This window comes from Hafnia psychrotolerans (genome assembly GCF_014639435.1).
Classification (GTDB): Bacteria; Pseudomonadota; Gammaproteobacteria; order Enterobacterales; family Enterobacteriaceae; genus Ewingella; species Ewingella psychrotolerans.
Window position 1 is genome coordinate 149,909 of record NZ_BMFZ01000001.1, and the last position, 13,874, is coordinate 163,782.

Consider the following 13,874-nt stretch of genomic DNA (forward strand, 5'->3'; position numbering starts at 1 on the left):
TCTTGCAGCAAGGGAGAGTAAGTCATGCATAACCAAGCACCCATTACCCGTCGAAAATCAACCCGGATTTACGTCGGCAAGGTGCCAATCGGTGATGGTGCGCCGATTGCTGTGCAATCAATGACCAACACACGTACTACTGATGTCGCTGCGACTGTAGCGCAAATTAAAGCGCTGGAACGTGTTGGCGTTGATATTGTGCGTGTGTCGGTGCCGACAATGGATGCTGCTGAAGCCTTCAAACTGATCAAGCAACAGGTCAATGTCCCACTGGTTGCCGATATCCACTTCGACTACCGTATTGCGCTGCAGGTTGCAGAATATGGCGTGGATTGCCTGCGTATTAATCCGGGCAACATCGGTAACGAGTCCCGCATTCGCTCTGTGGTCGACTGCGCGCGTGACCACAATATTCCTATACGTATTGGTGTGAACGGCGGTTCTCTGGAAAAAGATATCCAGGAAAAGTATGGCGAACCCACGCCTGAAGCGCTGCTTGAATCTGCCATGCGTCATGTCGATATCCTCGATCGTCTTAATTTTGATCAGTTTAAAGTCAGCGTAAAAGCCTCTGATGTTTTCCTGGCCGTTGAGTCATATCGCCTGTTGGCTTCGCGTATCGATCAACCCCTTCATTTAGGTATTACCGAAGCGGGGGGGATGCGCAGTGGGTCCGTGAAATCTGCAATTGGTCTTGGTTTGCTGTTGTCCGAAGGTATTGGTGATACGTTGCGTATCTCACTGGCTGCCGATCCTGTGGAAGAAGTCAAAGTCGGTTTTGACATTCTAAAATCCCTGCGTATTCGAGCCCGTGGTATTAACTTCATTGCCTGCCCGACGTGTTCGCGCCAAGAGTTTGACGTTATCGGTACCGTTAATGCATTGGAACAGCGCCTTGAGGATCTGATCACCCCGATGGATATCTCTATTATCGGATGTGTGGTGAACGGACCTGGCGAAGCACTGGTTTCCACCATTGGCGTTACCGGCGGTCATAACAAGAGCGGTTTTTACGAAGACGGCGTGCGTCAGAGAGAGCGTTTTGATAACGAAAAAATGATCGACCAGCTTGAAGCGAAGATCCGCGCGAAGGCAGCCATCATGGATAAGAGTAATCGTATCGTTATCAATCATATCGAAAAGTAACATCGGTTGCGGGCGCGTTTAAGCCCCTGCATTATATTGGACCCGACAGTGGGAAGCGTCTGTGCGTTGAACCGCGTGACGCAAAGCCCTTATAATCGGGTTCATTTTTTATAAAACGGTAGAGAATTGACGTGGCAAAGAATATCCAGGCCATTCGTGGCATGAACGATTACCTGCCGGAAGATACCGCGCTGTGGCAGAAGATCGAAGGCATCCTTAAGCAGGTGCTGGGTAATTACGGATACAGTGAAATCCGTATGCCGATTGTAGAGCAGACCCCGTTATTTAAACGCGCCATTGGTGAAGTGACTGATGTCGTAGAAAAAGAGATGTATTCCTTCGAAGATCGCAACGGTGAAAGTCTGACGCTGCGGCCTGAAGGAACGGCGGGCTGTGTGCGTGCCGGTATTGAGCATGGTCTGCTGTACAATCAGGAACAGCGTTTGTGGTACATCGGCCCGATGTTCCGCTACGAACGCCCGCAAAAAGGGCGCTATCGCCAGTTTAACCAGTTGGGTGTTGAAGTCTTCGGCCTGCAGGGCCCGGACATTGATGCTGAACTGATCCTGCTGACTGCGCGCTGGTGGCGTGCGCTGGGTATTTCTGAGCATGTTGCACTCGAACTGAACTCTATTGGCTCGCTTGAAGCCCGTGCCGATTACCGCGAGGCGCTGGTAGCCTATCTCGAGCAGCATAAAGATAAGCTGGACGAAGACTGTAAACGTCGCATGTACACCAATCCGCTGCGCGTTCTGGACTCTAAAAATCCAGATGTGCAGGTTCTATTGAACGATGCACCGGAACTGGCTGAATACCTGGATCCCGAATCTAAAGAACACTTTGCTGGTCTGTGTGAACTTTTAGAGCAAGCAGGTATCCCATATACGGTAAATCAGCGTCTGGTTCGTGGCCTTGATTACTACAACCGTACCGTCTTCGAATGGGTAACCACCAATCTTGGCGCACAGGGAACCGTCTGTGCCGGTGGCCGTTATGATGGCTTAGTAGAACAGTTAGGCGGGCGTGCAACACCTGCGGTTGGCTTTGCAATGGGTCTTGAGCGGTTGGTGTTATTGGTTCAGGCTGTCAATCCTGATTTCAAAGCGCCTGCCACGGTGGATGCTTATGTGATTTCTTCCGGTGCTGGTACTCAGGGCGTGGCTATGCAACTGGCTGAATCCCTGCGTGATGCGCTGCCAGAGATGAAAGTGATGACTAACTACGGCGGTGGCAACTTCAAGAAGCAGTTTGCCCGCGCTGACAAATGGGGAGCGCGTGTCGCTCTGGTATTAGGTGAAAACGAAGTCGCGGCCCGGCAGGTAGTGGTTAAAGATCTGCGAAGTGGTGAGCAAGAAACGCTGGCGCAAAGCTCCCTCGCTGCGCGTTTGGCCTCGATGATAGGTTAAGGAGAAAGACCACGTGGAAGTCTATACCACTGAAAACGAACAAGCTGATGCCGTTCGTCGTTTCTTTGCTGAAAATGGAAAAGCATTGGCGATAGGCGTTGTGCTGGGCATTGCCGCATTGGGTGGCTGGCGTTACTGGCAAACCCATCAAAGTTCTGAGATGACACAAGCTTCCGCTGCTTTTCAGCAAGCCAATCAGGCCATGACGGATAAAAAAGCCCAGGGTGTTGAAGACCTGGAAAAATTTGTCCAGAGCAATAGTAACAATTACGGCGTATTTGCTGCTTTGCAATTGGCTGACCATTTTGCGCAAGTCAAAGACTTTGCCAATGCCGAGAAGCAACTGACTCAGGCACAGGGACAGGCAAAAGAAGAGAATTTACTGTCGCTGGTGAATCTGCGTTTAGCGCGTATCCAGATACAGCAAAACAAGTTCGATGACGCACTCAAAACGTTAGATGGCGTGAAGGGTGAAGGCTGGACAGCGCTGCAACAAGATGTTCGCGGTAATGTCCTGCTGGCGAAAGGCGATGCAAAAGGCGCACGTGAAGCCTACAGCAAAGGCCTCGATTCTAAACCTTCTCAAACGCTGCAAAACATGTTGCGTATGAAATTGAACAACTTATCCAGCTAAGGGGAACCCCGATGCAATTGCGTAAAACACTCTTGGTAGGATGGGTCTCTGTTGCCCTGCTGAGTGGCTGTTCTTTGTTTAACAGCGAAGAAGATGTCGTCAAGATGTCCCCATTGCCGAAAGTTGAAAATCAATTCACACCGACGAAAGTCTGGAGTACATCCGTCGGTGATGGTGTTGGTGATTACTACTCGCACCTACGTCCGGCCTGGCAAGATAATACAATTTATGCAGCTGACCGTTTTGGCATCGTAAAAGCACTTGATGCAGACAGTGGTAAAGAAAAGTGGAAAGTGAACCTGTCTGAAAAAACGGGTTTCTTCTCCAGCAATAACTCAGCGCAACTTTCAGGTGGTGTTACCGCCGCAGGTTCGCATGTCTATATTGGTAGCGAGAAAGCTATCGTTTACGCATTGAACAGCAGTGATGGCAGCATCGCGTGGCAGACCAGTGTGGCGGGTGAAGCGCTTTCACGCCCAGTGGTCAGTGACGGCTTGGTACTGATTCACACCGGCAACGGTATGTTACAAGGGCTGAGTGAAACGGATGGCAGCATCCAGTGGACGGCTAACCTTGATATGCCAACGCTCTCCCTGCGCGGCGAGTCTGCTCCGGCTACCGCATTTGGCGCTGCCATTGTTGGTGGTGACAATGGTCGCGTGAGCGCTGTGATGATGAAAGAAGGCCAGATGATCTGGCAGCAACGTATTTCTCAGCCGAGTGGTGCAACAGAGATTGACCGTCTGAGTGATGTTGATACCACGCCGATTATCGTTGATGGCGTAGTTTATGCGCTGGCTTACAATGGCAGTCTGGTGGCGATGGACCTCCGTTCTGGCCAGATAGCGTGGAAACGTGATGTCGGTTCGATCAGTGACTTTATCGTCGATGCTGGTCACATTTATATTGTTGATCAGGACGACCGTGTCATGGCTCTTGATACCCAGGGCGGTGTAAGCCTGTGGCGTCAAAGTGATTTATTGCACCGTAACCTGACAGCGCCTGTGTTGTATAATGGGTATATTGTGGTCGGTGATTCCGAAGGTTATCTGCACTGGATCAATACCACTGATGGCCGTTTCGTGGTGCAGCAGAAAGTCGATAGTTCCGGCTTCCTCGGTGCGCCAATCGTCGCAAGCGATAAGCTGGTTATCCAGGCAAAAGGCGGTGAAGTTTACTCCTTCACCCGCTAACTTTCGCTAACAGCGTCTGGCCCGGGATTGAAGTTAACCGGGCTTAAAAACGGCTCCTGAATGTATCAGGGGCCGTTTCGTATTCTGAAATATACGCAGCCTGCCACCTTCGGCTGCGATGTAATGAATTGATTTATAGTGATTTGCGGTTTTTTATCGCGATGTCACTCTTAATGTTTTGCGTTATAACTTGTGCATTAGAATTTTTGCATTAGAACTTTTTGCAATAAAAAAATTGAGGCTTCAAAAATGATACCTGTCGTCGCGCTGGTTGGGCGCCCGAATGTGGGTAAATCCACTTTATTTAACCGTTTGACCAAAACGCGTGATGCGTTGGTCGCGGATTTCCCGGGGCTAACGCGTGACCGCAAGTATGGTCGTGCTGAGATTGAGGGTAACGAATTCATCATCGTTGATACCGGAGGTATTGACGGTACAGAAGATGGCGTAGAAACCCGTATGGCGGGGCAGTCACTGCTGGCTATCGAAGAAGCGGACATCGTGCTGTTTATGGTTGATGCGCGAGCGGGCCTGATGCCTGCTGATCAGGGCATTGCCCAGCATCTTCGCAGCCGTGACAAAGCCACCTTCCTGGTCGCTAACAAAACGGATGGTCTTGATCCTGACAGCGCCGTAGGCGATTTTTACGCGCTGGGGTTAGGCGAAGTCTATCCCATTGCGGCTTCGCATGGCCGTGGTGTGGCACAACTGATTGAGCACGTGCTGGTGCCATTCGTGGGTGCCGCGCCAGAAGAAGTGGAACTGACCGAAGAAGAGGCGAATGCCGCCTATTGGGCGGAGCAGGAAGCTGGCCTTGAAGAAGACGAAATCCCAGCCGACGTCGAAGATGACTTCGACCCACGCTCTTTACCGATCAAACTGGCTATCGTTGGGCGTCCTAACGTAGGTAAGTCCACACTTACTAACCGTATTCTGGGCGAAGAGCGCGTCGTGGTTTACGACATGCCGGGCACCACCCGTGACAGTATTTATATTCCGATGATCCGCGATGAACGTGAATACGTCCTGATCGATACCGCGGGTGTACGTAAACGCGGCAAAGTGACGGAAACCGTTGAGAAATTCTCCGTTATCAAGACGTTGAAAGCCATCGAAGATGCCAACGTGGTGATGCTGGTTATCGATGCACGCGACGGCATCTCGGATCAGGACCTTTCGCTGTTGGGCTTCATTCTTAATAGTGGGCGCTCACTGCTGATCGTAGTCAATAAATGGGATGGCATGAGCGAAGATGAGCGTGCTCAGGTTAAGGATCAGTTGGATCTGCGTCTCGGTTTCGTCGATTTCGCACGTATTCACTTTATCTCCGCTCTGCACGGCAGCGGCGTGGGTAATCTGTTCGAATCAGTGATAGAGGCCTATACCTGTGCGACCACCCGCGTCAGCACCTCGATGCTGACGCGTATCATGCAGATGGCCGCTGACGATCATCAGCCGCCGTTGGTTAATGGTCGTCGCGTGAAACTGAAGTATGCTCACGCTGGTGGGTATAACCCGCCGATCGTGGTCATCCACGGCAATCAGGTGAAAGACCTGGCTGATTCCTACAAGCGTTATCTGATGAACTATTTCCGTCGTTCATTGAAAGTGATGGGAACACCGATCCGCATCCAGTTCAAAGAGGGTGAAAACCCTTATGAAGGCAAAAAGAACTCGCTGTCGCCACACCAGCAGCGTAAGCGCAGACGTCTTCTGCAGCATCTGAAAAACAAATCCTAAATTGATGGGGTGCATGAAAATGTACCCCCTTTTTTTGTCTCATTTCCCTCGCAAGGAGCAGTCCGGATGTTTTGGCAGACCTGGAGTTTTGCATTTGGTGTGACGGTTCCCAATTTATTGATCCTGTTATTAGGCATGTTGCTGCGTCGGACTGGCCTGATGGACGACAGTTTTAATGAGAAAGCCAGCCGGTTGGTGTTCAATATCGCGCTACCTTGCCTGCTTTTCTTCAGCGTAGCGCAAGGGCACGACTCTTCCGGCTCCAACCTGCCGCTGGCCATTTATGGCGGCGTTGCAACGGTGGTCGCTTTCTTGTTGCTTGAACTGGTCGCACTGAAGCTGGTGAAAAATCCGCGAGAACGCGGAATTTTTGTTCAGGGGGGATTTCGCGCCAATACGGGGATCGCTGGCCTGGCTTATGCTTCGCTGGCATTTGGCAGAGAAGGTGTTGCTCTCGGCTCAATGTATTTGGCAGTAACCGTCATTTTGTTCAACGTACTGTCGGTGATCACGCTGACCCGAAGTTTGCAAGGTGGGCAGGGCAAAGGGATCGGGATACAGTCGATTTTACGCGGCATCGTGACGAATCCGCTGATTCTCGGGCTGGTTTCAGGTCTGGCATTTCAGTACAGCCATTTGCCGATGCCGAATACCATTGCCAGCACGGGGTCATTTATCTCAGGTATGGCGCTGCCGCTGGCGATGTTGTGTGCCGGCGCGAGTCTGGACTGGCGGGCAATGTTCCGCAGTTCTGGCGTCGCAGCATGGTCATCGGCATCGCGAGTGGTATTTGTTCCCGCACTGATGACCTTCGGGGCCTGGGCCTTGGGTTTTCGCGGTGTGCCGCTTGGTGTTATTTTCCTCTTTTCTTGTACACCAACGGCGGCGGGAAGTTACGTCATGACCCGCGCAATGGGGGGAAACGCGACATTGGCTGCAAATATCATTGCCGTGACTACCCTGGGATCATTTTTGACTACCGCATTGGGGCTGTATTTATTACGGACGCTGGGCGTGGTCTAACATTATCATTGGGGGATAAAGAGATGGATGCATACTGTCCGGTTTGCGGCCAGCCGATGAGCTGGGTAAGTGGTCACTTCCATTGTGACACTTGCCATGCGGAGTATAAACAAACGCCTCACTGCCCTGATTGTCATCTGCCATTACAGGCGTTGAAAGCCTGCGGTGCGGTAGATTACTTCTGCCAAAACGAGCATGGGATGATCTCTAAAAAGCGGGTGGTGTTCAGCTATGCGCCTTTGGGCGATTAACCGTCTGGCGAGGCCGCTTTCCACAACTCGACCAGTTCAGCGGGGATTTGATTTTCAGGAATAATCACCATCAGACTGCCGGACTGACCGGGTGTGGCATAGTGAATATCCAGCCGATAATAGCGTTGATCGCCATGCCCAACCTTTTCGGGCGGTTTGGCATAGGGCAGGGACTGATTAATCAGCTGGCAAATTTTGCGGCGTTTATCATCGCTCATTCCGGCCAGTTCAACACGACGAGGCCCGTTGAGTTTTGGCATAAACGCTATTCCACCTTCCCGATACATTTCAATTACGGCACTGCTATCCAGTGTGTCCAATGGTTTCATTTACATCACTCCGACTTGCTCCCAGGCTTCCCGTACCGCCTGTGCGGCGGCGCTGTCAAAACGCTTTTCAGCATGTGCAATGGTCTTCTGGGCAAAGGTAGCAAAGTCGGCATCTTGCGGCAGTGACTTGTCGCACAGGGTGTCATACCACACATACCCAGCGCGCTCCCAGGCATTACCGCCCAGTTTGGTTGCAGCAAGATAAAATGCACGATTGGGGATCCCGGAATTGATGTGTACACCGCCGTTATCGTCGCGGGTTTTCACGTAACCACCCATGTCGGCAGGCTGCGGATCTTTGCCGAGCAGCGGATCATCGTAGGCGGTGCCGGGATGCGACATTGAACGCAGGCCGGTGCCATGAATGCCTTTAGCCAGTAAACCTTCTCCGATGATCCAGTCTGCTTTATCGGCGGTTTGTTTCAGGTGAAACTGTTTAACCAGCGAGCCAAACACGTCAGACAGCGATTCATTCAATGCGCCAGATTGCCCGTTATATTCCAGTCCGGCTTCGCTTTCCGTGACACCGTGGGCAAGCTCATGGCCGACGACATCGATGGCAATCGTGAAACGATTGAAGATCTCGCCGTCACCGTCGCCAAACACCATCTGTTGACCATTCCAGAAGGCGTTCTCGTAGTCCTTATCGTAGTGCACTGTCCCTAACAGCGGCAGCCCTTTGTTATCGAGTGAGTTACGTTGGTACGCCTGCCAGAAGAAATCATAAGTGACGCCAAGATAATCATAAGCTTCATCAACGGTGATATCACCGTTGCTGGCCTGGCCCTCTTTGCGAACGGATTCGCCCGGTAAGGTGGTCGCGTTTTTAGCATCATAAATATCCCGCTCCACCTGGCCCGCTTTGGCTGTTTTCACCGCTGTAGACTTGGCATAAGGTTCTGCCATCAGCGTATTGACATGGACCAGGGTCTGGCGCGCACATCGTTTCTGCGGTTCTGAGCCATGTTCGATGATGCGGTTGAGCATGTAGGGCGGGATGACGCTGCTATAACGTTTCGCTGAACGATGATTCATCGTGAATCTCCTTATCAAGGTTCACCCTGAGGTGAAAGAAAGGTGTTCTGAAAGTCAGATACTGAAAAGCGGCTAATGAATAGCCGTCACCATTTAGTATAGAACTGCTCCACGTCATACCATTAAAGATGAGATTTATCTGTCCGGCTGCAGGTCATACAATTGATGGGGGTGGGGCGTCACTGCGCGGCCGGAGGCCTTACACACCGATTCCCTGACCACTAACCTTCCCTGCAATAACTGTGTCGTGTATGGCGCGTCAGGACGCAGCATACGCCGCTGTAAGAGTGCAATGGTCTCTGTTCCCAGCTCATCGCGCGGAACGTGCACAGCTGTCAGTGGCACATCATGAATTTCCGCCAGATTAAACCCATCGGTGCTGAGCACGCTGATATTTCCAGGCACTGACAGCCCTTTCTTACTCAGTGCGGCAACCACGCCGGATGCCATGAAGTCACCACCGGCCAGAATCGCCGTCGGCAGCGGCTGGCCCGGCGGTAAGGCATCCAGATAGTTAAGCAGCACCTGTTCACTTTCCTGCGCACCAAATCCCGAGGTGACAAGCAAATGATGGCTGTCGCTAAAGGTATGATGATGGCGCGAGAACGCCTGCTTGATGCCCGTCAGGCGCAATTCCATGGTATGACGGCGCAGGCATTGCAGCGTCACGATATGTTGATGTCCCTGAGAGAACAGATAGTCGCAGGCAAAATCGCCCATGGTTTGATGATCTGGGCTCACGCTGTCGTGGCGCATATACCGGTCATGGCAGTTCACCAGTACACAGGGTTTACCCATTTCGGCGGCAAGCTGATGGATATGCGGATCGTCAATGCCAACCAACAATGCTGCTTCGGTCAACGGGTCGGTCATCTTTGCGATAAACAGGGCTGCATCGGCATTCTCTTCTTCCATCGCGCAATAACGCACGCGCACTTCATGAGGTGCGGTAGCCTCCAGAATGCCCTGAACCACTTTGTAATAGAAAATATCGCTACGCACATCGAAGGCGCGGGCCGGGGCGAAAATCATAATGTTGTTCAGCATTAGCCGGCCGGTCGACAGCCCGGTAAAGATGCCCTGTGACTTTGCACATTCCATCACCTGGGCACGAGCTTTGGCGCTGGTATTATTTTTCCCCGCTAAAACGCGCGAAACGGTGCTGATCGATAGCCCCGTTTGGTCGGCAATTTGCTGGATTTTTAGTTTTCCTTTCAAAGTGTGATCCTGTTCAAATTCGAAAATGAATAAATTTTCATGGCTTAAAGGTGCCGTGTTATCTGGCTTTAATGGCAAAAATCAGCGTTAAAATTTATACCGTGAAAGTTCTTGCAAAGAATCACGTTCCGCTCACAAATTCGTCTGCCTACTCTGCAGAAGTACCTTACATAACACATCATCTGCGGCATTGGCTGACGGGGGGAGAATGGGCATGACAAGTCAAATCAACACGGAGACAACTGCGGTGACAGCACGCAGGAAAATAAAGGCATTACGCTGGTGGATGCTGTCGCTGTTTTTACTTGGGGTAACCGTCAATTACATCACTCGTAATTCACTGGGCTTGCTGGCTGCCGAATTGAAAACCAGTTTGGGCATGACGACCGAACAATACTCTTACGTTGTGGCGGCGTTTCAGGCGGCCTACACCCTATTCCAACCACTGTGTGGCTGGCTGATTGACGTCATTGGATTGAAGCTTGGCTTCCTGATTTGCGCCTCCATCTGGGCTGTGGTGTGCATGTTGCATGCCGGAGCCGGAAGCTGGGTCCAACTGGCGATCTTGCGCTTCTTCATGGGTAGCGCCGAAGCGGCGGCCACGCCGGCCAACGCCAAAGCGATTTCCGACTGGTTCCCGCGTAAAGAGCGGCCGGTAGCGTCAGGCTGGGCTGGCGTGGGCTTCTCGATTGGTGCCATGTTGGCGCCGCCGATCATTTTGGTAGCCCATATGTCCTTTGGCTGGCGCGGTGCGTTCTTGTTCTGCGGTGTATTGTCGATGCTGTGGGTGTTGCTGTGGTGGAAGTTCTACCATTCGCCGGAAAACCACCCGAACCTGAGCAAAGAGGAGCTGGCGCTGATCCGTCAGGACAATGAACCGCAGCAGACGCGCCTGCCGTTTATCCAGTCGATGAAAACCGTCTGTAAAAACAAAAAATTCTACGGGATTGCCATCCCCGCATTTTTGGCTGAACCGGCGTGGGCAGTGTTCAGTTTCTGGGTACCGCTGTATCTCGCCAACGAACGCGGAATGGATTTAAAACACATTGTTATGTTTGCCTGGTTGCCGTTCCTGGCCGCTGACCTCGGCAGTATTGCCAGCGGTTATCTCACCACGCTGTACCGCAAAGTGTTTGGCTGCACGCGTATTAATTCTATCGTCGCCAGTTCGGTTACCGGCGCTTTCATGATGCTGTCGCTGGCGCTGGTTGCACTCACGCAAAGTCCTTATGCCGCGATTGCGTTGATTTCCATCGGCGGCTTTGGGCATCAGGTGATCTCCTGCATGTTGAGTGCTGTGGTGGTCGAGACGTTTGACAAAAGCCAGGTCGCGACCGTCAACGGCATGCGTGGCTCGTCGGCGTGGATTGCCAGCTTTCTTTTTTCGCTGCTGATCGGCGCTGTTGCCGACAATATTGGCTTTAACCCGTTATTTATCGCGATGGGATTCTTTGATTTGATCGGTGCGGTATTCCTGATTGCGCTGATCGCTGAACGCCGTAATCCGGCAAAAAGGGAGAGTGTATGAAGACGTTGAAACACTGGGAGCTGGCCGGACATCATGACGCCGGTGTGGATCTGCGTGTCGAAGGTAAGCATCTGTTTTGTCTGCGCGTACTGGAGCAAGGATTAGTGCGCGTGTTCATCCAGCGTAACGGCGAGCTGGCGCTGGATCGCACCTGGAGCATCGCGCCGCAAAATGATGTGCCCTGGGAAGGGCGCGATCGCCTGAGTAATGAAGGTTTCACGCTGCCGGGTTATCAGATGACGCAGGGCGAAAATAGCCTGACGGTGACGACCGAAGCGTTGCGCATCACCGTACATCAGCCGCTGTGGCTGGAGTGGGAGCATAAAAATGCGGCGGGCGAATGGCTACCGTTGGTCAGCGACCGTAAAACCGGCGCATATATGCTGGCGCTAAAAGGCGATGCGTCAGCACACTATCAGCTGCGTGAGGCGCAGGATGGCGTTTACGGATTGGGTGAAAAATCCGGTGACCTTAACCGCAGCGGTCGCCGCTTTGAAATGCGCAATCTTGATGCCATGGGGTATAACGCCGCCACTACCGATCCGCTGTACAAACACATTCCGTTTACCATGACGCGTCGTAATGACGTCAGTTTTGGCCTGTTCTACGACAATCTTAGCAATGTCTGGCTTGATCTCGGCAATGAGCTTGATAACTACCACCTGCCATATCGACGTTTCAGCGCCGAAGCGGGCGATCTGGATTATTATCTTTTTATCGGACCGACCTCGCTGGATGTCACTAAAAAGCTGGTGAAGTTGACCGGTAAAACCACGTTTGGCCCAAAATGGAGCCTCGGTTATAGCGGTTCGACCATGTATTACACCGACGCGCCGGATGCCCAGCAGCAACTGATGAAATTTATCACCCTGTGCCAGCAGCATGACATTCCCTGCGACTCGTTCCAGCTTTCATCAGGCTATACGTCGATTGGTAACAAGCGTTACGTCTTCAACTGGAACTACGACAAAGTGCCGCAGCCGGAAGTGATGTCACAGGCGTTTCTTGACGCCGGTATCCGCCTGGCTGCCAATATCAAACCTTGTTTGTTACAGGATCACCCGCAGTATGCACAGGTAGCAGAGCAGGGACTGTTTGTTCGCGACAGTGAAAGTGATCAACCTGAGCGCTCGGTGTTCTGGGATGACGAAGGATCTCACCTCGATTTCACCCATCCAGCCGCCGTTCGCTGGTGGCAGGATGGCGTAACACAACAGTTGCTCAAAAAAGGCATCGGTTCGACCTGGAACGACAATAACGAATACGAAGTCTGGGACAGTGACGCGCGTTGTCACGGTTTCGGTAAGTCTATCGCCATCAAACATATGCGCCCGGTGATGCCGCTGCTGATGATGCGCGCATCGTTTGAAGCCCAGCAAACCTTTGCACCTAACCTGAGGCCGTATCTGATCTCCCGCTCAGGCTGCGCAGGTATGCAGCGTTACGTACAGACCTGGAGCGGCGACAACCGCACCAACTGGCAGACGCTACGCTACAACACGCGGATGGGCATCGGCATGAGTTTGTCCGGCTTGTACAATGTCGGCCACGATGTCGGCGGGTTTTCCGGCGATAAGCCTGATGCTGAACTGTTTGTGCGTTGGGTACAGAACGGCGTGATGCATCCGCGCTTCACCATTCACTCGTGGAATGATGATCACACCGTCAACGAGCCGTGGATGTACCCGCAAGTGACGCCGTTGATCCGCGATGCAATCCGCCTGCGTTACCGCTTGTTGCCTTATTTTTACACACTGTTATGGCAGGCACATGCCGACGATGAGCCGATGCTGCGTCCAACTTTCCTCGATCACGAGCATGATGAAAAGACCTTCACCGAAACCGATGATTTCCTGATGGGACAAGACCTGCTGGTGGCCAGTGTGGTCGAAGAGGGGCAACGAGCGCGCGCGGTTTATCTGCCGGATAACGGCATCGGTTGGTGCGATTTCTACACTGGAGAATGGTTCGCCGGTGGGCAGATGATCACCCTCGATGCACCGCTCGACCGATTGCCGCTTCTGGTACGCGCTGGTGCTGCACTGCCTCAATCAGTTCGTCTGGCGCACGTCGATGTCACCCAAGACATCACGCGGGAGCTGCATGTTTATCCGGCACCGGGTCAGGTGAAATCGGCGGGAATATTGTTTGAAGATGACGGTGAAAGCCATCGCTGGCAGCAAAATCATGCACTGTGGCTGAACTGGGAAATTCTCAGTAACCAGCAACGCATCGACATCACTATCACTCAGCGCGGTGATTTCAAACCGGCGTGGAAAACGTTGAATATCGTGCTGCCGAAGGGGGAGACGCGTGGCGTGTGGGTGAACGGTGAACCCACAAAAAGTTATACGATCTGATGATCAATTCC

The 13,874-nt window shown here is 52.3% G+C and carries 12 protein-coding genes; 9 read left to right on the top strand and 3 right to left on the bottom strand.

What is annotated here, in order from left to right; genetic code table 11:
- The first annotated feature begins 24 nt into the window (after positions 1-24).
- From ispG to IEV89_RS00720, 7 genes are all read left to right on the top strand, one after another.
- On the top strand, positions 25-1,146 hold the full coding sequence (gene ispG / locus IEV89_RS00690) for a flavodoxin-dependent (E)-4-hydroxy-3-methylbut-2-enyl-diphosphate synthase (protein WP_188469414.1): 1,122 nt from the start codon (positions 25-27) through the stop codon (positions 1,144-1,146).
- A gap of 131 nt (positions 1,147-1,277) precedes the next feature.
- Positions 1,278-2,552 carry a histidine--tRNA ligase gene (hisS, locus tag IEV89_RS00695; protein ID WP_188469416.1) on the top strand — a complete coding sequence of 425 codons (1,275 nt, stop codon included), beginning with the start codon at positions 1,278-1,280 and terminating at the stop codon, positions 2,550-2,552.
- A 13-nt stretch (positions 2,553-2,565) separates the two neighbouring features.
- Positions 2,566-3,186: a YfgM family protein gene (locus IEV89_RS00700; protein ID WP_188469418.1), complete on the top strand. Its 621-nt coding sequence runs from the start codon at positions 2,566-2,568 to the stop codon at positions 3,184-3,186.
- A gap of 11 nt (positions 3,187-3,197) precedes the next feature.
- Complete coding sequence (gene bamB, locus IEV89_RS00705) at positions 3,198-4,379, top strand: outer membrane protein assembly factor BamB (RefSeq protein WP_188469420.1); 1,182 nt, start codon at positions 3,198-3,200, stop codon at positions 4,377-4,379.
- A 249-nt stretch (positions 4,380-4,628) separates the two neighbouring features.
- A complete protein-coding gene (gene der, locus IEV89_RS00710) occupies positions 4,629-6,119 on the top strand; it encodes a ribosome biogenesis GTPase Der (RefSeq protein ID WP_188469422.1) in 1,491 nt (496 codons plus the stop codon).
- A 66-nt stretch (positions 6,120-6,185) separates the two neighbouring features.
- Entirely contained in the window at positions 6,186-7,142 is a 957-nt protein-coding gene (locus IEV89_RS00715) for an AEC family transporter (RefSeq protein WP_188469424.1), read from the top strand.
- Positions 7,143-7,165: 23 nt separating this feature from the next.
- Entirely contained in the window at positions 7,166-7,393 is a 228-nt protein-coding gene (locus tag IEV89_RS00720; RefSeq protein WP_188469426.1) for a zinc ribbon domain-containing protein, read from the top strand.
- On the opposite strand, the gene IEV89_RS00725 is transcribed toward IEV89_RS00720, so the two are convergent.
- The 3 genes from IEV89_RS00725 to IEV89_RS00735 all read right to left on the bottom strand — a co-directional run bounded on the left by IEV89_RS00725 (position 7,390) and on the right by IEV89_RS00735 (position 9,975).
- A complete protein-coding gene (locus tag IEV89_RS00725; RefSeq protein WP_188469428.1) occupies positions 7,390-7,722 on the bottom strand; it encodes a protealysin inhibitor emfourin in 333 nt (110 codons plus the stop codon). The two genes, IEV89_RS00720 and IEV89_RS00725, sit on opposite strands and share 4 nt — an antisense overlap.
- Positions 7,723-8,757: a M4 family metallopeptidase gene (locus tag IEV89_RS00730; protein WP_188469430.1), complete on the bottom strand. Its 1,035-nt coding sequence runs from the start codon at positions 8,755-8,757 to the stop codon at positions 7,723-7,725.
- Between the two features lie 135 nt (positions 8,758-8,892).
- On the bottom strand, positions 8,893-9,975 hold the full coding sequence (locus IEV89_RS00735; RefSeq protein ID WP_188469432.1) for a LacI family DNA-binding transcriptional regulator: 1,083 nt from the start codon (positions 9,973-9,975) through the stop codon (positions 8,893-8,895).
- 214 nt (positions 9,976-10,189) lie between these two features.
- Between IEV89_RS00735 and IEV89_RS00740 the strand changes: the two genes are divergently transcribed.
- Positions 10,190-11,503: an MFS transporter gene (locus IEV89_RS00740; RefSeq protein WP_188469434.1), complete on the top strand. Its 1,314-nt coding sequence runs from the start codon at positions 10,190-10,192 to the stop codon at positions 11,501-11,503.
- The gene (locus IEV89_RS00745) at positions 11,500-13,863 is read left to right on the top strand and encodes a glycoside hydrolase family 31 protein (protein WP_188469436.1); all 2,364 of its coding nucleotides are present in this window, start codon (positions 11,500-11,502) and stop codon (positions 13,861-13,863) included. The genes IEV89_RS00740 and IEV89_RS00745 overlap by 4 nt, the downstream gene beginning before the upstream one ends.
- Positions 13,864-13,874 lie beyond the last annotated feature (11 nt).

Excerpts from the sequence above, each read along its gene's own strand:
- IEV89_RS00720 (WP_188469426.1), top strand. The coding sequence starts at position 7,166 with ATGGATGCATACTGTCCGGTTTGCGGCCAGCCGATGAGCTGGGTAAGT.
- IEV89_RS00715 (WP_188469424.1), top strand. The coding sequence starts at position 6,186 with ATGTTTTGGCAGACCTGGAGTTTTGCATTTGGTGTGACGGTTCCCAAT.
- bamB (WP_188469420.1), top strand. The coding sequence starts at position 3,198 with ATGCAATTGCGTAAAACACTCTTGGTAGGATGGGTCTCTGTTGCCCTG.
- der (WP_188469422.1), top strand. The coding sequence starts at position 4,629 with ATGATACCTGTCGTCGCGCTGGTTGGGCGCCCGAATGTGGGTAAATCC.
- ispG (WP_188469414.1), top strand. The coding sequence starts at position 25 with ATGCATAACCAAGCACCCATTACCCGTCGAAAATCAACCCGGATTTAC.
- IEV89_RS00745 (WP_188469436.1), top strand. The coding sequence starts at position 11,500 with ATGAAGACGTTGAAACACTGGGAGCTGGCCGGACATCATGACGCCGGT.
- IEV89_RS00740 (WP_188469434.1), top strand. The coding sequence starts at position 10,190 with ATGACAAGTCAAATCAACACGGAGACAACTGCGGTGACAGCACGCAGG.
- IEV89_RS00730 (WP_188469430.1), bottom strand. The coding sequence starts at position 8,757 with ATGAATCATCGTTCAGCGAAACGTTATAGCAGCGTCATCCCGCCCTAC.
- IEV89_RS00725 (WP_188469428.1), bottom strand. The coding sequence starts at position 7,722 with ATGAAACCATTGGACACACTGGATAGCAGTGCCGTAATTGAAATGTAT.